This window comes from Streptomyces sp. NPDC060035 (assembly GCF_042736635.1).
Classification (GTDB): domain Bacteria; phylum Actinomycetota; class Actinomycetes; order Streptomycetales; family Streptomycetaceae; genus Streptomyces.
On sequence record NZ_JBHWVO010000030.1, the window covers coordinates 17,105 to 33,900 of the forward strand.

General features: G+C 69.9%; 19 protein-coding genes and 1 pseudogene. 14 read left to right on the plus strand and 6 right to left on the minus strand.

What is annotated here, in order from left to right:
- Positions 1–10 precede the first annotated feature (10 nt).
- Entirely contained in the window at positions 11–688 is a 678-nt protein-coding gene (gene snpA, locus ACFWBQ_RS32705; protein ID WP_385505501.1) for a snapalysin, read from the minus strand.
- Positions 689–943: 255 nt separating this feature from the next.
- On the opposite strand from snpA, the gene ACFWBQ_RS32710 reads away from it, so the two are divergent.
- The 5 genes from ACFWBQ_RS32710 to ACFWBQ_RS32730 all read left to right on the plus strand — a co-directional run bounded on the left by ACFWBQ_RS32710 (position 944) and on the right by ACFWBQ_RS32730 (position 5,039).
- Complete coding sequence (locus tag ACFWBQ_RS32710; RefSeq protein ID WP_385505505.1) at positions 944–1,897, plus strand: LysR family transcriptional regulator; 954 nt, start codon at positions 944–946, stop codon at positions 1,895–1,897.
- A 73-nt stretch (positions 1,898–1,970) separates the two neighbouring features.
- Complete coding sequence (locus ACFWBQ_RS32715; protein WP_385505508.1) at positions 1,971–2,975, plus strand: NAD-dependent epimerase/dehydratase family protein; 1,005 nt, start codon at positions 1,971–1,973, stop codon at positions 2,973–2,975.
- Between the two features lie 9 nt (positions 2,976–2,984).
- On the plus strand, positions 2,985–3,338 hold the full coding sequence (locus ACFWBQ_RS32720; RefSeq protein WP_385505511.1) for a DUF952 domain-containing protein: 354 nt from the start codon (positions 2,985–2,987) through the stop codon (positions 3,336–3,338).
- Positions 3,335–4,216, plus strand: a complete 882-nt coding sequence (locus ACFWBQ_RS32725; protein ID WP_385505515.1) for an NAD(P)H-binding protein — start codon at positions 3,335–3,337, stop codon at positions 4,214–4,216. Before ACFWBQ_RS32720 ends, ACFWBQ_RS32725 begins: the two co-directional genes overlap by 4 nt.
- Before the next feature lie 121 nt (positions 4,217–4,337).
- Positions 4,338–5,039 carry an alpha/beta fold hydrolase gene (locus ACFWBQ_RS32730; RefSeq protein WP_385505517.1) on the plus strand — a complete coding sequence of 234 codons (702 nt, stop codon included), beginning with the start codon at positions 4,338–4,340 and terminating at the stop codon, positions 5,037–5,039.
- A gap of 535 nt (positions 5,040–5,574) precedes the next feature.
- Here the strand turns inward: ACFWBQ_RS32730 and sodN are convergent.
- Complete coding sequence (gene sodN, locus ACFWBQ_RS32735) at positions 5,575–5,970, minus strand: superoxide dismutase, Ni (protein WP_033298259.1); 396 nt, start codon at positions 5,968–5,970, stop codon at positions 5,575–5,577.
- 180 nt (positions 5,971–6,150) lie between these two features.
- Between sodN and sodX the strand changes: the two genes are divergently transcribed.
- Complete coding sequence (gene sodX / locus ACFWBQ_RS32740; protein ID WP_385505524.1) at positions 6,151–6,588, plus strand: nickel-type superoxide dismutase maturation protease; 438 nt, start codon at positions 6,151–6,153, stop codon at positions 6,586–6,588.
- Here sodX and ACFWBQ_RS32745 read toward each other — a convergent pair.
- Positions 6,492–7,121, minus strand: coding sequence for a CGNR zinc finger domain-containing protein (locus ACFWBQ_RS32745; RefSeq protein WP_385505526.1), 630 nt, complete (start codon positions 7,119–7,121; stop codon positions 6,492–6,494). The two genes, sodX and ACFWBQ_RS32745, sit on opposite strands and share 97 nt — an antisense overlap.
- A gap of 88 nt (positions 7,122–7,209) precedes the next feature.
- On the opposite strand from ACFWBQ_RS32745, the gene ACFWBQ_RS32750 reads away from it, so the two are divergent.
- The 3 genes from ACFWBQ_RS32750 (at position 7,210) to ACFWBQ_RS32760 (ending at position 9,384) form a co-directional block, all read left to right on the plus strand.
- Complete coding sequence (locus ACFWBQ_RS32750) at positions 7,210–7,971, plus strand: class I SAM-dependent methyltransferase (protein WP_385505529.1); 762 nt, start codon at positions 7,210–7,212, stop codon at positions 7,969–7,971.
- A gap of 148 nt (positions 7,972–8,119) precedes the next feature.
- Entirely contained in the window at positions 8,120–8,608 is a 489-nt protein-coding gene (locus ACFWBQ_RS32755; protein ID WP_385505531.1) for a SigE family RNA polymerase sigma factor, read from the plus strand.
- Positions 8,605–9,384, plus strand: a complete 780-nt coding sequence (locus ACFWBQ_RS32760; protein ID WP_385505534.1) for a hypothetical protein — start codon at positions 8,605–8,607, stop codon at positions 9,382–9,384. Before ACFWBQ_RS32755 ends, ACFWBQ_RS32760 begins: the two co-directional genes overlap by 4 nt.
- Before the next feature lie 68 nt (positions 9,385–9,452).
- Here the strand turns inward: ACFWBQ_RS32760 and ACFWBQ_RS32765 are convergent, their stop codons facing one another.
- Genes ACFWBQ_RS32765 through ACFWBQ_RS32775 form a run of 3 tightly spaced genes read right to left on the minus strand, consistent with a single transcriptional unit; the run spans position 9,453 to position 12,169 of the window.
- The gene (locus ACFWBQ_RS32765; RefSeq protein WP_385505538.1) at positions 9,453–10,214 is read right to left on the minus strand and encodes an amino acid ABC transporter ATP-binding protein; all 762 of its coding nucleotides are present in this window, start codon (positions 10,212–10,214) and stop codon (positions 9,453–9,455) included.
- A complete protein-coding gene (locus ACFWBQ_RS32770; protein WP_385505542.1) occupies positions 10,211–11,179 on the minus strand; it encodes an amino acid ABC transporter permease in 969 nt (322 codons plus the stop codon). The genes ACFWBQ_RS32765 and ACFWBQ_RS32770 overlap by 4 nt, the downstream gene beginning before the upstream one ends.
- A 27-nt stretch (positions 11,180–11,206) precedes the next feature.
- Positions 11,207–12,169: an ABC transporter substrate-binding protein gene (locus ACFWBQ_RS32775; protein WP_385505544.1), complete on the minus strand. Its 963-nt coding sequence runs from the start codon at positions 12,167–12,169 to the stop codon at positions 11,207–11,209.
- 523 nt (positions 12,170–12,692) lie between these two features.
- On the opposite strand from ACFWBQ_RS32775, the gene ACFWBQ_RS32780 reads away from it, so the two are divergent.
- The 5 genes and pseudogenes from ACFWBQ_RS32780 (at position 12,693) to ACFWBQ_RS32800 (ending at position 16,506) form a co-directional block, all read left to right on the plus strand.
- Positions 12,693–13,931 carry an NADP-dependent malic enzyme gene (locus ACFWBQ_RS32780; protein WP_385505546.1) on the plus strand — a complete coding sequence of 413 codons (1,239 nt, stop codon included), beginning with the start codon at positions 12,693–12,695 and terminating at the stop codon, positions 13,929–13,931.
- 252 nt (positions 13,932–14,183) lie between these two features.
- On the plus strand, positions 14,184–15,149 hold the full coding sequence (locus ACFWBQ_RS32785) for a zinc-binding dehydrogenase (protein WP_385505549.1): 966 nt from the start codon (positions 14,184–14,186) through the stop codon (positions 15,147–15,149).
- Positions 15,146–15,693: pseudogene (locus ACFWBQ_RS32790) on the plus strand (GNAT family N-acetyltransferase). The gene ACFWBQ_RS32785 and the pseudogene ACFWBQ_RS32790 overlap by 4 nt, the downstream one beginning before the upstream one ends.
- A 31-nt stretch (positions 15,694–15,724) precedes the next feature.
- Positions 15,725–15,934 carry a sigma factor-like helix-turn-helix DNA-binding protein gene (locus ACFWBQ_RS32795; protein ID WP_385505553.1) on the plus strand — a complete coding sequence of 70 codons (210 nt, stop codon included), beginning with the start codon at positions 15,725–15,727 and terminating at the stop codon, positions 15,932–15,934.
- Positions 15,934–16,506 (plus strand): Clp protease N-terminal domain-containing protein, encoded by a 573-nt coding sequence (locus tag ACFWBQ_RS32800; RefSeq protein ID WP_385505557.1) that lies wholly within the window; start codon positions 15,934–15,936, stop codon positions 16,504–16,506. Before ACFWBQ_RS32795 ends, ACFWBQ_RS32800 begins: the two co-directional genes overlap by 1 nt.
- Positions 16,507–16,796 lie beyond the last annotated feature (290 nt).

Here is a 16,796-nt window from a genome sequence, read left to right on the forward strand (position 1 = left end):
CCTGCCGGTGTCAGGAGGCGACGCGGGCGAGCGCCGCTGCGAAGCCGTTCTGCCACAGGGTGTTCACCCGCGAGCGCTCGTTCCCGTTCGGGTAGGCGTTCGTGCAGGACGTTCCGGGGCCACCGCCCGACATGAGCTCACTGCACGGTCCGGTGTAGTGGTCCGGCAGCCCGAGCACGTGCCCGGTCTCGTGAGCGGTGACACGGGTCGAGTTGTACTGCTGGTTCTGGGCGTAGTCGAGGAAGATGTAGCCACTGCCGTGCCCGTCGGTGCTCGCGTAGGAGCCCCGCGAGTCATTGCCCTCGTAGTAGGTGAAGTCGGCGTTGGAGCCCTCCTGCAGCCTGACGTTGCTGACCGAGCTGTTCCATATGCTGGTGCTGCTCGCTATCTGGCTGCGGAAGCTGGGGGCGTTGGCGGCGCTGTAGACGACGGTGACCGCTTGGGCGCCCGGGTTGGCAGCGCGCTTCTCGGCGACCGACTTCATGACGGCGTCGAAGAAGGCCTTGTTCGCTGCGGTGTTCTCGCTGGATCCGGCGTACGCGGCGTAGCCGGACTGGGCGGCCGTCACGGAGGCGGAGGGCGCGACAGGGGCCGGAGCGGCGACCGCGGGCGTGGTGCCCAGTGCGGCGGCAAGGATGAGGCCGAGACCGGCCACAGCCGACATGACGGCTGTCCTGGGGTGTCTCATGGGGGGTTTCTCCTACCTGTCCGATGAACCCCGTCCGGCGGCCGGACGGGGAACGGGTGGGGGGTACGGAGAGAGTGTCGGCGCAGCCGGGCCGCAGCGGATGATGTCAACCAGCGATAGCGCCGCCTTATCGCCCGCACAGCACCAGCACAGCAACCGCACATGCAGAGCGCCCCAACACTCCCTGAATTGCGGTCGTTTAGTGGGGTTGAGTCGTCTGGTGCACGGCATACGGACAGCCATACGCTCCTCGCCATGGAGCTCGAGGTGAGACACCTCAAGGCGCTCTGCGCCATCGCCGACACGGGCAGCCTGCACCAAGCGGCCCGGCGGCTCGGTGTGAGCCAGCCCTCCTTGACCACCCAGCTGCAGCGGATCGAGAAATCCCTGGGGGCGGAGCTCTTCCGGCGTGAAAGGACCGGCTGCCGGCCGACTTTGCTCGGACGCGCCGTCCTCAGCAGGGCCCGCCCCCTGGTCGACGGAATGACGGCTCTGGTCGGAGCCGCCATGGCAGAGGCCGAAGCGGCCCGCGCGGAAGGCCCCCGGCTCCGCATCGGTTCCACCGCGAGCCGGGTGATCGGCGGCTGGCTGCGCAGACTGCGGGTGCGGCTGCCCGGCACGGACATCTCCCTGCGCGTCGATGTCTCCGCCCGGACTCTGCTGCGTACGGTCGCGGCGGGCCGTCTCGACGTCGCGTTCGTGCACGAGGTGGAGGGCTTTCCACTGGACATTCCGCAGGGTCTGGACCGGCGCGTACTCCTCGACCGGGAACCACAGTTCATCTCGTTGTCCCGCGACCACCCCGCGGCGGGCAGCCCGGTGGTGGACCTCGGCGACCTGGCCGCCGATCGCTGGATGGTCGACCCGTCGGTGGACGGCGAATGGGACGGAGTGCGCCGCGTACTCGGCGCCGCCGGCCTCGACCCGCCCGTCCTGCACGGCGATTACCTCACGGCGGCCTCCCTGGTCGTACTCGGCGAGGCGGTCGCTCCCTGCCAGCCCACCTCGGGCCCGCGCGACGACATGGCGATCCGTCCCCTGCGCGGCGACCCGCTCGCGGTGCGGCTGATGCTGGTCTCCCGGGCGGGTGCCGACACGGACGTGGTGTACGGGGAGCTGGAAGCGGCGTACCGCGACGCGGCCCAGCGGGCGGCGGGCTACCACCAGTGGCTGCTGCGCCACCGCAGCCCGCTCGCGCGCACGCCCTGAGCCGCGGAGTTCCCCGTTCTGCCGACAGCGAGGAACTGTTTCTCGTCAAGGCCCTCACGGGCAAGATCACCCCATGAGAATCCTGATGCTGGGCGGCACCGAATTCGTCGGTCGAGCCGTCACCGACGCGGCACTCACCCGTGGCTGGCAGGTCACGGTGTTCCACCGCGGCCGCCACGCACCACCGCCGGGTGTGCGGGTACTGACCGGCGACCGCACGACGGGCGAGGAGGGCCTCGCCGCCCTGGCCGACGGCACCTGGGACCTGACCGTCGACACCTGGAGCGGCGCCCCATCGGCCGTACGGGACGCGGCCCGTCTGCTGGCCGGCCGGACCGGGCACTACACCTATGTCTCCAGCCGTTCCGTGTACGCATACCCCACTCCGGCCGGACTGCCCGAGGACGGCCCACTGGTGGTCGGCGCATCTCCCGACGCGGGCGCGGACGTCCCTTACGCCCTGGCCAAGCGCGGCGGTGAACTGGCAGCGCTCGACGCCTTCGGCGACAGGGCGCTGCTGGCCCGGGCAGGCCTGATCCTCGGCCCCGGCGAGAACATCGGCCGGCTGCCGTGGTGGCTCGGGCGGACAGCCCGCGGCGGCCCGGTCATCGCCCCGGGACCGCGGGATGCCGCTCTCCAGTACATCGACGCCCGCGACCTTGCGAGCTGGCTCCTGGACGCCGCGGCGAGCGGCCTGGGCGGCGCGTACAACACGGTCAGCCACCCAGGTCACACCACGATGGGTGAGCTGCTCGACGCCTGTGTCCGGGTCACCGGCTCCCGTGCCGAACTGCGCTGGACCGACCCGGAGGTTCTCCTCGCCGCAGGAGTCGAACCCTGGAGCGACCTGCCGGTCTGGCTCCCCGCCGGCGAGCTCTACGACTCCTTGCACCGGGGTGACGTCACCAAGGCGCATGCAGCCGGGCTGCGGTGCAGGCCTGTCGGCGACACGGTGGCCGACACCTGGGAGTGGATGCGTGAGTGGGGCGGCAAGGCCCCGCAGCGGCCGGACAGGCCGCCGGTCGGCCTCGACGCGCGGACCGAGGAGAAGCTGCTGGCGGCAACCGACAGCCCTTAGCGTGGCCCGATGACCGAACAGCTGCTGCACCTCGCCGAAGAGCCCCTGTGGCAAGCGGCCCGCGGGACCGGGACGTACGAGATGTCCACCCGCGGACGCACCCTGCGCGAAGAGGGATTCATCCACTGCTCACTGCCGCACCAGCTCCCCGGTGTCGCGCGGATGCTGTACGGCTCCGGCGACCGGGACCTGGTGGTGCTGGTCATCGACCCGGACCGTCTCCACGTCCCCGTGCGGTACGAAGCCATGAAGCCCGGCGGCGAGGAGTTCCCGCACATCTACGGACCGCTCCCGGTGAGCGCGGTCGTGGAGGTACGCCCCTGGACACACCCCACGCCGCAGAAGGAGGGCGAGGCACTGTGATCGGCCCCCTCATCGCGGTGACCGGTGCGAGCGGAGCAGTGGGCGGCCGGGTCGCCGAGCGGCTCGCCCGTACCGGCGGCCCGGTACGCCTCCTCGGACGTGATCCGTCGCGGCTGCCCCGGCTGCCCGGTGCGGTCCTCGCGCCGCCCGCCCCGTACGGTGACGCGGAGGCCATGCGCCGCGCACTGGACGGCGCGCACACGCTGTTTCTCGTCTCCGCCCATGAGAGCCCCGAGCGGGTCCACGAGCACACCACGGCCGTCGACGCGGCGGTAGCCGTAGGGGTCGAGCGCATCGTGTACGTGTCCTTCCTCGCCGCCGCACCTGCCGCGACCTTCACCTTCGCGCGCGACCACTGGCACACCGAGGCGCACATCCGGATGACCGGGGTGCGATACACCTTCCTGCGCGACAGCTGGTATCTGGCGGGGCTTCCCGCGATGACGGGCACCGACGGGATCCTGCGCGGTCCGGCCGGAGAGGGGAAGGTTTCGGCTGTGGCTCACGAGGACATCGCGGACGCCGCGTCAGCCGTCCTGCTCGGCGAGGACGCCGACCACGACGGTGCGACGTACGACCTCACCGGTCCGGAGGCCTTCACCCTTGCCGAGGCGGCCCAGGAGCTGAGCCGCTGCACGGGCCGCACGATCCGCTACGTCCCCGAGACCAGGGAGGAGGCCTACGCCTCCCGCGCCCGCTACGGGGCCGAGGACTGGGAGGTGGCCGGCTGGGTCACGTCGTACGAGGCCATCGCAACCGGCGAAATGGCAGCGCTCTCGGACGCCGTCCCCACCCTCACGGGGCACCCGGCCAAGAGCCTGGCCACCTACCTCCAGGAGAACCCGGACAGCTACCGCCACCTCCTTCCCGGAGCCTGACCGGGCGGGCGGGCGGTGCCCGCGCCTGCGGCCCACCCCGCGGGCCGTCAGTACCCGTGCCGGGCAAGGCGGTTCGCTGCAGGGCGGGTGGGATGTCGGACCGCCTCGCTACGTTGTCCCCATGGCGAACTTCGTACTGGTGGCGGGAGCATGGCTCGGAGCGTGGGCGTGGGACGAGGTGGTCCCGGAATTGCGTGCTGCCGGGCACAGCACCCACCCGTTGACGCTCTCCGGCCTCGGAGACAGGAAGGGTCTGCCGGCCGGGCAGCAGACCCACGTCAGGGACATCGTCGACGAGGTGGAACGCCACGATCTGCACGACGTCGTCGTTGTCGGGCACAGCTACTCGGGCATTCCGGTGGGCCAGGCCGCCGAGCGGATCGGGGACCGGCTGGCCTGTGTGGTCTTCGTCGACTCCAACATCCCGGCACAGGGCGAGTCCTTCGCCTCCCGCTGGTGGCAGGGCAGCCCGGCCCTGGAATCCGCGATCGACAAGAACGGTGGTTTCTGGGCGCCCCTGGCCGCCGACGACTACGACGGTCAGGGGCTCACCGACGATCAGATCCGACGGATCGTGAGCGGCTCCACGCCGCACCCGGGCGCCACGCTCACCGAGCCGGCCGCTCTGGAAAGGCCGCTCGGTGAGCTTTCCGCGACCTATATCAAGTGCCTGCTCGACGGGCCCGAGCCGACCGACGACGTGGCCGCGCTGTTGACCGGCAAGCGCTGGGAGCTGATCGAGATGAACACCGGGCACTGGCCGATGTTCTCCGAGCCGCGCGAGCTGGCACGGATTCTTCACCGTGCGGCCTCGGAGTCCTGAGCCCGTCGAATCGACCGCACCCGGTCCGCAGGGCCTCCCGTGGGAAGACGTTCGGGCCGGGTACGGGCACAGCGAACTGCGGAACCGGCGACCGCCATTCAGGAAGTTCTCCACGCAGGACGAAGCTCTGGGTCGTGTAGGCACCGGTCGGTTTCGTCGCGGAAGCCGTGCTCGGGCGGCTGCGCCGCCTCGCCCATCGGGTCGGGCATGAGGCCTGGTTCCACGCCTCGGCGGCCCGGCCCTGGATCCGTCCCGGGGCGCCCAGCAGGTCTTCGTCCGTCGACCGGGAGCGGGCCGGTCGACGCGCAGGTAGGCGGTGCGTTCTGCCGGTCGGGGCAGAGAATGAACAGGCCCTGGCCGAGCGACGAGCACGACCAGCCGCTGCTCCGGCGCGTCTGTCGGCAACCGTGGCCGGTTGGGAAAACAACCGCACCCGGTCCGTGACGGACGCCGTTGTTCGGCGGCCTGCGGACCGGGTGCGGACAGCCAGGTGACCTGACCCATGAAAGGGCAGGTCAGGCCACCTAGGCAGAGATCAAGCCTTCTTGGTCTCCCAGAAGATCTTGTCGATCTGGGCGATCAGGTCCAGAGCCTTCTGGCCCGTCGCCGGGTCGTTCGAGCCCTTGGCCGCGGAAAGCGCCTTCAGGGTGTCGTTGACCAGCTGGTGCAGCTCCGGGTACTTCTCGAAGTGCGGGGGCTTGAAGTAGTCGCTCCAGAGCACCGAGACGTGGTGCTTCGCGAGCTCGGCGCGCTGTTCCTTGATCAGAACGGCGCGCGTGCGGAAGTCCGCGTCCTCATTGGCCTGGTACTTCTCCTGGACGGCCTTGACGGACTCCGCCTCGATGCGGGCCTGGGCCGGGTCGTACACGCCGCAGGGCAGGTCGCAGTGGGCGCTGACCTTCACCTTGGGGGCAAACAGGCGGGAAAGCATGGAGCTGTCCTTCCTCGTGATCGTCTTCTCAGGTGGGACATTACTCCGTGGGGGGCTTGTTTTTGCGGCTGCCCCCATGGGCTTAGGTCAAAAGTCCAGGGTGACGACGGGACCAGTGGCCGAATGTACGGAGCGGTGCGCGCAGCGGTGTACTGGAGGATGGACCGGGAGGTGCCACAGATGCCGGAACTGACGCAGGATCCGGGAAACGGGCGGGCGGCGCGGGGCTCGTTCCAGGTGGTGGAGGTGACGGGGCCGTCGATGGTGCCCACCCTCTACCACGGGGACCTGCTGCTCGTGCAGCACGGCGCGCCCGTGCGCCCGGGGGACGTGGTGATTCTGCGTCACCCGTTCCAGCAGGACCTGCTGGTCGTGAAGCGGGCGGCCGAGCGTCGCGGCAGCGGCTGGTGGGTGCTGGGCGACAACTCGTACGCGGGCGGGGACAGTACGGACTACGGGGCGGTGCCCGAAGAGCTTGTGCTGGCCCGGGTGCGGGCCCGCTACCGGCCGTTGAAGAAGGATCAGCGGTCCGTGCTCGGTGTGCTGGGCTGGGCGGTGTCCGCGTTGCGGCCCGTCTCCTCGGACCGTTCCGTCTCCAGGCGTTTGCGGGCCCGGTAGGCCGCCACATTGGCCCGGGTCGCGCAGCGGTCGGAGCAGTAGCGCCGCGAACGGTTGGTGGAGGTGTCGAGGTAGGCGTTGCGGCACGGTGCCGCCTCGCACAGGCCGAGGCGGTCCACGCCGTGCGCGGTGAGATGGAAGGCGAGGCCCATCGCCGCGATGGCGGCGAAGCCGGCTGTCGCGTTCGAGGGGTGGTCGGCCAGGTGCATGTGCCAGTCCGGCTTGCCGTCCTCGTCACGGGTGTCGTGCCCGGAGATCTGCGGGCTCACCGGGAACTCCAGCAGCAGTGAGTTGAGCAGGTCCACCGCGAGGGTCTCGTCGCCGCCGTCGGCCGCCTCGAAGACCGCGCGGAGCCGTGCCCGTACGGACCGGAAGCGGGTCACGTCCGCGTCCGTGGCGCGGCGGGCCGCCTGGGCGTTGGCGCCGAACAGGTCGCGGACGGCCTCGACCGCCGTGAGGGAGTCCTTGTTACGGGCCGGCTCCTCGGTGTTGACCAGACGCACGGCGTAGTCCGAGTAATAGGCCAGTTCCACTTGTAGTCCTTACGGCGTCGGTCTAGAGTCGTTGTATCGGCCAGTGTAATGGGTGGTCGTCAATAGTGGGTATTACGTGGAGGTTCTGGTGACGGAGACGGCGACGGGCACCGGCTGGCAGTCCTGGCAGGAGAGCTGGGACCGGCAGCAGGAGTGGTACATGCCGGACCGCGAGGAGCGGTTCCGGATCATGCTGGACATGGTCGAGGCCGTCGTAGGGCCCGAACCGAGAGTGCTCGACCTGGCGTGCGGTACGGGAAGTATTACGGACCGGCTCCTCAAGCGGTTCCCGAAGGCCACCAGTACCGGTGTCGACCTCGACCCCGCGCTGCTCGCCATCGCCCGCGGCACCTTCGACGGCGACGACCGGGTCACCTTCGTCACCGCCGACCTCAAGGACCCCCACTGGACCGAGCGGCTCCCGCACACCTCGTACGACGCCGTCCTCACCGCCACGGCCCTGCACTGGCTGCACAGCGAGCCGCTCGCCGCGCTGTACGGACAGGTCGGGCAACTGGTCAGGGACGGAGGCGTGTTCATGAACGCCGACCACATGATCGACACCGACACCCCTCGGATCAACGCCGCCGAACGTGCCCACCGGCACGCCGCCATGGACCGCGCCCGGGCGGACGGGGCCGTCGACTGGTCCGAATGGTGGGCCCTGGCTGCCAAGGACCCGGTCCTCGCGGGACCGACTGCGGAGCGCTTCACGATCTACGGCGAGCACGCGGACGGCGACATGCCCTCCGTCCAGTGGCACGCACGCACTCTCCGCGAGGCCGGCTTCGGGGAGGCGCGCGCGGTCTGGTCCTCGCCGTCGGACAGCCTGGTGCTTGCGGTGAAGTAGGACGGCGGAAGCGGAAACAGAAGAGCAGAAGAGGGGCGGCCGCGGCCGCCCCTCTGCGTTCAGTCACCGCTGCAACCTGTCGACCGCCCCGGCGCACTGGAAGGGTGAGACGGTCCGCGCCCGCGGACCGGGAGAGGGGGCGCCGACGATGCGGATCGATGACGACGCCACGCTGTACGCCTTCGTCGAGGACCGACGCACCGCGCTGTTCCGCAGCGCCTACCTGCTGTGCGGCGACCGGCACGAGGCCGAGGACCTGGTCCAGACGACGCTGGTCAGGGTCGTCCTCGGCGGGAGGCGTCACGGGCGGCTCGACAACATCGAGGCGTACGCACGCAAGACCCTGGTCAACACCTTCATAGCGAGCCGCCGCCGGTTCTGGCGGCGCGAGCAGGCATACGGAGAGCTGCCCGACCATGCGGGCGCCGAGGCCGACACGGATACCGGCCTGATGGTCCGGGCGGCGCTCGCCCGGCTCACGGCAAGGCAGCGGGCCGTACTGGTGCTGCGCTACTGGGACGACCTGAGCGTCGAGGCCACGGCCGAACTGCTCGGGATGCGGAAGAACACGGTCAAGAGCCACGCGGCTCGGGGGTTGGCGGCGCTGCGCGCCGAAATGGCGGAGGAACTCGTATGAACAACGTGCACGAACTGCTCGAGCGGGCCGCCGAGGGGGCCGGCCGACCGGACGTCTCCGTCTCCACCGAGGCGGTGTACGCCCGGGCCGCGAGGGTCCGGTTCAGGCGCCGCGCCACCGTGGCGGCCGCAGCGCTCACGGTCCTCGCCGCCGGAGCGGTCACGCTGCCCGGGTTCACGGACGGGACGAGGACGGAGCAGTCCTCGGTGGCTTCGGCGCCGGTGGGGCAGACCGGCAGGACCGGGAAGGCGGAGCGTCTGGCGGCGCTCTTCCCGGCCGGGGTGGGAGACATCGAGCAGGTCTCACTGGCCGTCCTGCTCAAGCAGGAGACACCCGCGCAGGCCAGGACGGAGTACGTGGGTCCGCTGGACGGGCAGTACGCGGTCCGCAGGGACGGCGGCGTCGGCTACCTCGCCCTGTTGTTCATGGACCGCGTTCGGGTGGCCAAGAAGTTCAGCGGGTCCCCCATGACTGACCTCTGCGCGACACGCGGGCAGGAGCCGCCCCGCGACGACTGCCTCCGTGAAGAGCTTCCGGACGGCAGCGTGCTGACGATCTGGAGCGACTCGATGGACTACGGGGACGGTGGTACCCCTCGGTGGGGCCCCGAGTTCGCCGGTCGGCTCGAGCTGAAGGACGGCTCGCTGCTGGCCGTCCGGTCCAGCCCGGGCTACACCGGAGACCACTCCCAGGGGCCGCTGCTCAAGAGCCCCCCGCTCAGCCGCGAGCAGGTGCGCACGCTCCTGCTGAGTCCGGAGGTGCTGCCGAAGAAGTAGGACGCACCCATGCGGAAGGGCGGTACGGGCCCGAGGCCCGTACCGCCCTTCTCCGTGCAACTGAGGGTCTACAGCACCTTGGACAGGAACGACTTCGTCCGGTCGTGCTGCGGGTTCGTCAGTACGTCGCGCGGGTGGCCCGACTCGACGACCACGCCGTCGTCCATGAAGACCAGCGCGTCGCCGACCTCACGGGCGAAGCCCATCTCATGGGTGACGACGATCATCGTCATGCCGTCCTCGGCGAGACCGCGCATCACGTCCAGGACGTCGCCGACCAACTCCGGGTCGAGCGCCGACGTCGGCTCGTCGAAGAGCATCAGCTTCGGCTCCATGGCCAGCGCACGGGCGATGGCCACCCGCTGCTGCTGTCCGCCCGAGAGCTGGGACGGGTAGTTCCTGGCCTTGTCGGACAGGCCGACCCGGTCCAGAAGCCGCTCCGCACGGGCCCTGGCGACGGCCTTGGCCTCGCCCTTGACCTGGATCGGCGCCTCCATGACGTTCTCGAGGGCCGTCATGTGCGGGAACAGGTTGAAGCGCTGGAAGACCATGCCGATGTCCCGGCGCTGCAGCGCGACTTCGCTGTCCTTGAGCTCGTAGAGCTTGTCGCCCTTCTGCCGGTAGCCGACCAGGTCGCCGTCGACGTACAGCCGCCCGGCGTTGACCTGCTCCAGGTGGTTGATGCACCGCAGGAAGGTCGACTTGCCGGAACCGGACGGGCCGATCAGGCAGAAGACCTCACGCGGGGCGACCTCCAGGTCGATGCCCTTGAGGATGTGCGCGGCGCCGAAGGACTTGTGGACACCCTCGGCCTTCACCATGGCGGTCATGCGGAAACACCCCCCGAGGGACGGTTGCTGAAGGAGGCGAGGTTGACCTTGATCCGCTGCAACGGGGTGAGCGGCAGACTGCGCAGGTTGCCCCGGGCGTAGCGACGCTCCAGGTAGTACTGGCCCACGCTGAACACGCTGGTCATGACGATGTACCAGATCGAGGCGACGAAGAGCATCTCCATCACCGCGTAACTGGTCGAGCCGATCTGCGACGTGGAGCGCAGCAGTTCGTTGTAGGTGACCGCGTAGACCAGGGACGAGGTCTTCAGCATGTTGATGAACTCGTTGCCGGTCGGCGGGATGATCACCCGCAGCGCCTGCGGGAGCACCACACGGCGCATGGTCTTCGCCTGGGTCATGCCCAGCGCGTGCGAGGCCTCGGCCTGGCCCTCGTCGACCGACTGGATGCCCGCCCGGACGATCTCCGCCATGTACGCGGCCTCGTTGAGCGCGAGGCCCAGCAGTGCGCACATGAACGGGGTCATCACATCGGTCATCTCGTCCTTGTAGAGGAACGGGATGTTGAGGACCGGGAAGATCAGGGCGAGGTTGAACCAGAGCAGCAGCTGGACGTAGACCGGAGTGCCGCGGAAGAACCAGATGTAGAGCCAGGCGACCCAGCTGGTCACCGGGTTCTTCGAGAGGCGCATGACGGCGAGCACCACGCCCAGGATCACACCGAGGACCATGGCCAGCACGCTGATCAGCAGCGTGCGGCCGGCGCCCGCCACGACGGTGTCGTCGAACACCTTGTCCTGGACTGCCTGCCACTGGATGTTGCCCTGCGAGAAGGCGTACACGAGGGCGGCGAGCAGGCCGACGACGACCACGCCGCTGATCCAGCGGCCGTAGTGCCGGACGGGAATGGCCCTGATGGTCTCCGGTGCGACGGTGGTGGCCTTGGAGACGGGTGCGGTGGCGACCGATGGGCCGCCGGGCACCTTGTCGAACTTCTCAGTCACGGTGACTGCCCTTCGGTGGTGCGACGGTCACTTGCCGCCGTTGACGGCGGCCTTGTCGATCGCTCCGGTGCCGGCGCCCCACTTGTCGAGCACCTTCTTGTAGGAGCCGTCGGCGATGATCGCGTCCACGGCCTCCTTGAGCGCGTCACGCAGTTCGGTGTTCTCCTTGTTGACCGCGATACCGAACGGGCCGGCGTCGACCTGCTCGCCGACGACCTCGAAGTCGTTGCCGCCCCCGGCCTTGCGGGCCAGGTCGACCGCGACGGGGTAGTCGTTGACACCGGCCACGGCGCCGCCCGACTTCACGCGGGTCTGGGCCTCCGTGTCGTTCTCGAAGGACTCGATCTTGATGGCCTTCTTGCCGCCGTCCGTGCAGGCCTTGGACTGCTTCTTCAGGGCCTCCTCGTACGTGGTGCCGCGCTGGACAGCCGCGACCTTGCCGCACAGGTCCTCGATGGACTTGATGCCCTCGGGGTTGCCCTTCTTGGTGTAGACCGCGGTGCCGGCCAGGAAGTAGTCGACGAAGTCGACGCCCTTGCCGAGCTTCTTGCCCTTGTCGTCCAGGCCCTCCTGGCGCTGCTTGTTGTCCGTGATGGACGAGATGGCAACGTCGTGGCGACCGGTGTTCAGGGCGGTGATCAGGCCGTCGAACGAGCCCGAGGTGAACTCGAACTTCACGCCCAGCTGCTTGCCGAGGGCCTCGGCGATGTCGGGGTCGACGCCGACGATCTTGCCGTTCTCGACGGACTCCATCGGGGCGTACTCGGCGTTCGTGCCGACCTTGATGACCCCGGACTTCTGGTACTTCTCCGGGAGCTTGTCGAAGAGGGGGGCACCGTTCTTCGACGCGGCGCCGTCACCGGCCTTCGTCGAGCCGCTGTCGGTCTGGTCGCCGCAGGCGGTCAGCAGCAGGGTGCCCGCGACCGCGACAGCGCAGACCGCGGCAATCCGGGACTTCGCAGTCGTACGACACGTGGTGCTTGCGGTCATGGTCGGAATCCTCCGGCGGTGAGGGGAACGCTGGTCAAGTGGGTTTGCACGCACCATCGGGTGTCGCAACCTTGTGTGATTACGGCATCTTGCCATTCGGGCTAGCCCATTCAGGGGGCCCGGCATGTCAAAATCGGGTAACGGGCGACCCCCGAACCCCAACGGGCCGGTACTGCAAGGCCGGACCATCTGTTGGAATCCCAGCATTCCTCCGGAGAATCTCCGGTGCGTCTCGACCTGCGGACGACCTTTGTGGCCCTTAGTGGACTTGTCCAGATATTCGACTATGAGTCATGTCACCGCGACGATATGGACTCGTCCGGGGCCCCGTCCGTCCGGTAAGAAAGACCTTTACACCCCTCATCCGGGGCTCAGGGCGCGTGTGCGGCGCGCCCGCGCGTACGTATCTCCCCTGCCGGAGCGGGCCAACCGCTCGGTGCCGGGAACGTATGCGGTGCCCGCCCACCCCTCCTCAACCAGGAGTGGCCACCCTCAAATGATGAAGACTTAAGGGGTCAACACAATGGCAGCGGAGATCGTCAATCCTCGCAGCGACCACAGCAAGACGCACGGTGCGGCCAGTGCGGACGACATCAGCAGTGCGGACGAGCCCTTCGATCCGGCCTTCGCCCTCCACCGCGGCGGGAAGATGGCCGTGCAGGCCACCGTGCCCATCCGCGACAAGGACGACCTGTCCCTCGCGTACACGCCCGGCGTGGCCAAGGTGTGCAGCGCCATCGCCGAGAATCCCGAGCTTGTCCACGACTACACCTGGAAGTCGCAGGTCGTGGCCGTCGTGACGGACGGCACCGCCGTGCTCGGTCTCGGGGACATCGGCCCCGAGGCGTCCCTCCCGGTGATGGAGGGCAAGGCGATCCTGTTCAAGCAGTTCGGCGGCGTCGACGCGGTGCCGATCGCGCTCGCGACCACCGACGCGGACGAGATCATCGAAACCGTGGTGAGGCTCGCGCCGTCCTTCGGCGGGGTCAACCTGGAAGACATCTCGGCCCCCCGGTGCTTCGAGATCGAGCGCAAGCTCCAGGAGCGCCTGGACATTCCGGTCTTCCATGACGACCAGCACGGCACGGCCGTCGTGACGCTCGCGGCCCTGCGTAACGCCGCGAAGCTCTCGGGACGGACCCTCGGTGATCTGCGCGCTGTCATCTCCGGCGCCGGTGCGGCCGGGGTGGCCATCGCGAAGTTCCTGCTGGAGGCGGGCATCGGTGACGTTGCCGTCGCCGACCGCAAGGGCATCGTCAGCCGGGACCGCGACGACCTCACGGACGTCAAGCGCGAGCTGGCGGAACTGACGAACAGGGCGGGCCTCTCCGGTCCTCTGGAGACGGCCCTCGCGGGCGCAGACGTCTTCATCGGGGTCTCCGGCGGTACGGTCCCCGAGCCGGCCGTCGCCTCGATGGCGCCCGGCGCGTTCGTCTTCGCCATGGCCAACCCGAACCCCGAGGTCCACCCCGACATCGCGCACAAGTACGCGGCGGTGGTCGCGACCGGGCGGTCGGACTACCCGAACCAGATCAACAACGTGCTGGCGTTCCCCGGCATCTTCGCGGGTGCGCTCCAGGTCCGGGCCTCCCGGATCACCGAGGGCATGAAGATCGCCGCGGCGAATGCCCTGGCCGATGTCGTCGGCGACGAGCTGGCGGCGGACTACGTGATCCCGTCCCCGTTCGACGAGCGGGTCGCCCCGGCGGTCACGGCCGCGGTGGCCGCGGCTGCGCGGGCCGAGGGCGTGGCGCGCCGCTGACGCGGTGAAGTGGGGCAGGGGTGGGTCGGGGTGCGGGTCCGCTGTGCGGGCTGTTCCCCTGCCCGCCCCTTCCCGAACCGGGGCTCCGCCCCGGGTACCCGGCCCTCGAGCGCCGGGCGGGCCGGGAGTGTGCCCTCGAACGCCGTGCGAGCTCTCGGCGTGCCATCGAGTGCCGGTCGCCTCGCGTGCTGGGGCGAGCGTCACATCATTGGGCGGTTACGTCACGGCGCGTCACCGCCTATCGTCGGGGCCATGTTCGCCGCCTACGCCGCACGCATCGACCGTGACCAGCCCCTCAACGGACTTGAGCTGGGCGAACGCCCCGCTCCCGAGGCGCGATCCGGCTGGACCACCGTCTCGGTCAGGGCCGCCTCCCTCAACCACCACGATCTCTGGTCCCTGCGGGGCGTCGGTCTCGCCGAGGACAAGCTGCCCATGATCCTCGGCTGCGACGCCGCTGGGATCGACCAGGACGGCAACGAGGTCGTCCTGCACTCGGTGATCGGCCAGACCGGGCACGGGGTCGGTCCCCGGGAGCCCCGCTCCATCCTCACCGAGCGCTACCAGGGCACGTTCGCCGAGCAGGTGACGGTCCCGAGCTGGAATGTGCTGCCCAAGCCGAAGGAACTCACCTTCGAGCAGGCCGCCTGCCTGCCGACCGCCTGGCTCACCGCGTACCGGATGCTGTTCACCAATGCGGGCGTACGGCCCGGTGATTCCGTCCTCGTCCAGGGAGCCGGTGGCGGCGTTGCCACGGCCGCGATCGTGCTCGGCAGGGCCGCCGGGCTCAGGGTGTACGCCACCAGCCGTGACGAAGCCAGGCGCAAGCGGGCCGTCGAGCTGGGTGCGATCGAGGCGTACGAGCCCGGTGCACGGCTGCCGCAGCGCGTCGACGCCGTCATCGAGACGGTCGGCGCCGCGACCTGGTCGCACTCGGTGAAGTCTCTTCGTCCCGGCGGCACACTGGTCATCTCGGGTGCGACCAGCGGTGACCGCCCCTCGCATGCGGAGCTGACCCGGATCTTCTTCCTGGAGCTCAAGGTTGTCGGCTCGACGATGGGCTCCAAGGACGAGCTGGAGGACCTGCTGTCGTTCTGCGCGGCCACCGGCGTACGGCCCGTCATCGATGAGGTTCTTCCGCTGGACCGAGCCCGTGAGGGGTTCGAGCGACTCGCTGCCGGAGATCAGTTCGGGAAGATCGTACTGACCACCACGTGACCACCGGAACCGGACCGGTCGCCCGGGAGGGGCTGTTGCTGCGCCCCTGGCAGCCGTACGACGCCCCGGCCGTGTTCCATGCGTTCGCCCCGGCCGGGGTGGCGCGTCAGTCGGGCCGGCCGGTCACGTCCCCCCGGCCGAGGCGCTGGACTGGATCGCCGACCGGGGGAAGGGGCGAGCGGCCGGCACCGGGTACGCATGGGCCGTCGTCCGGGAGGACGTGGTGCTGGGGTGCGTCGCCGTGACGGCGGTGAACCATGTCCACGACACCGGCTGGGTCTCGTACTGGACGGTCGAGGCGGCGCGCGGCGAGGGTGTTGCCGCCGCGGGCGTACGGGCGCTCGCCCGCTGGGCCTTCGACGACCTGGGGCTCTACCGGCTGGAGCTCGGACACCGGACGAACAACCCGGCCTCCTGCACGGTGGCGGGGCGGGCGGGTTTCACGGTGGAGGGCCTCGAACGGGGGAAGCTCCGCTACGGCGAGGTCCGGTACGACGTGGAACGTCACGCGCGGCTGGCCACGGATCCTGTCAACTTTGATTGACGTGGTCCGGGTGTCAATGTAAGTTGACGCCATGACCGAAGCAACGGATCTCGCCGCACGTGCCGGTGACCACGACCCGCGCGTGGGGTTGCGGGCCGTCGCCGCGCTGCGGCGGCTGCTTGAACAACTCGAAGCCGTGCAAGTCAGAAGCGCCCGCATCCAAGGCTGGTCGTGGCAGGAAATCGCTGCCGAGCTGGGTGTCAGCCGGCAGGCCGTGCACAAGAAGTACGGGAGGCATTGATGTTCGAGCGATTCACCAAGGGTGCCCGAGCCACGGTGACCGGCGCCGTGGTCCATGCCGAGCGGGCCGACTCGGACTCGGTCACCGAGGAGCATCTGCTGCTCTCCCTGCTGGACCGGACAGGCAGTCGGGCCGCCTTCGCCGTCGCCTCCCTCGGTCTCATCGACCGCCGCTCGTCCCTGGAGTCGGCTCTCGCCGAGGCCAGGCGCCGCGGCGGCCTCACGAAGGCCGATACCGAGGCGCTGGCCGGCATCGGTATCGACGTCACAGAGATCGTTTCCAGGGTCGAGGGAGCCCACGGCGAGGGAGCCCTGGAGGGTGACCGCAGAAGCCGCCGGTGGTGGTCGGGGCAGCGCACGTTCACCGGGGGCGCGAAGAGCATCCTGGAGAAGTCCCTGCGCGTCGCCCTCGGGCGGGGCGACAAATTCATCGGCGAGGAGCACGTCCTGCTGGCGCTGACGGCTCGTCCCGGAGTAGTCGCCGACGTGCTCGCGGAACACGGCGCTACGTACGCCACGGTGGAGCGTGCCCTGTACGGGGCCGAGGGGGAAGGCCGGGCCAAGGCGGGCTGACGCCCGCCGGGCCCGTCGGTCCTGCCCGGGCCCGTCGGTCCTGCCCGGGCCCGTCGGTCCTGCCCGGGCCCGTCGGTCCTGCCCGGGCCCGTCGGTCCTGCCCGGGCCCGCCGGTCCTGCCCGGGCCCGTCGGTCCTGCCCGGACACTGGTCCCGTCCTGCCACCGGTCCTGCCCGGGCCCGCCGGTTCGTCCGGCCAACGGACCACCGGATCGTCCCGCCCGCCGGGTCTGCCCCGGCCAGCGGGTCGAACGGACCGTCCGGCCCGCTGGGCGGAAGGGGCCGAGCGGG

Bases quoted from the DNA above. Each gene is read 5' to 3' on its own strand.
- snpA (WP_385505501.1), bottom strand. From the start codon at position 688: ATGAGACACCCCAGGACAGCCGTCATGTCGGCTGTGGCCGGTCTCGGC.
- ACFWBQ_RS32710 (WP_385505505.1), top strand. From the start codon at position 944: ATGGAGCTCGAGGTGAGACACCTCAAGGCGCTCTGCGCCATCGCCGAC.
- ACFWBQ_RS32715 (WP_385505508.1), top strand. From the start codon at position 1,971: ATGAGAATCCTGATGCTGGGCGGCACCGAATTCGTCGGTCGAGCCGTC.
- ACFWBQ_RS32720 (WP_385505511.1), top strand. From the start codon at position 2,985: ATGACCGAACAGCTGCTGCACCTCGCCGAAGAGCCCCTGTGGCAAGCG.
- ACFWBQ_RS32730 (WP_385505517.1), top strand. From the start codon at position 4,338: ATGGCGAACTTCGTACTGGTGGCGGGAGCATGGCTCGGAGCGTGGGCG.
- sodN (WP_033298259.1), bottom strand. From the start codon at position 5,970: ATGCTTTCCCGCCTGTTTGCCCCCAAGGTGAAGGTCAGCGCCCACTGC.
- sodX (WP_385505524.1), top strand. From the start codon at position 6,151: ATGCCGGAACTGACGCAGGATCCGGGAAACGGGCGGGCGGCGCGGGGC.
- ACFWBQ_RS32755 (WP_385505531.1), top strand. From the start codon at position 8,120: ATGCGGATCGATGACGACGCCACGCTGTACGCCTTCGTCGAGGACCGA.
- ACFWBQ_RS32760 (WP_385505534.1), top strand. From the start codon at position 8,605: ATGAACAACGTGCACGAACTGCTCGAGCGGGCCGCCGAGGGGGCCGGC.
- ACFWBQ_RS32765 (WP_385505538.1), bottom strand. From the start codon at position 10,214: ATGACCGCCATGGTGAAGGCCGAGGGTGTCCACAAGTCCTTCGGCGCC.
- ACFWBQ_RS32775 (WP_385505544.1), bottom strand. From the start codon at position 12,169: ATGACCGCAAGCACCACGTGTCGTACGACTGCGAAGTCCCGGATTGCC.
- ACFWBQ_RS32780 (WP_385505546.1), top strand. From the start codon at position 12,693: ATGGCAGCGGAGATCGTCAATCCTCGCAGCGACCACAGCAAGACGCAC.
- ACFWBQ_RS32785 (WP_385505549.1), top strand. From the start codon at position 14,184: ATGTTCGCCGCCTACGCCGCACGCATCGACCGTGACCAGCCCCTCAAC.
- ACFWBQ_RS32795 (WP_385505553.1), top strand. From the start codon at position 15,725: ATGACCGAAGCAACGGATCTCGCCGCACGTGCCGGTGACCACGACCCG.
- ACFWBQ_RS32800 (WP_385505557.1), top strand. From the start codon at position 15,934: ATGTTCGAGCGATTCACCAAGGGTGCCCGAGCCACGGTGACCGGCGCC.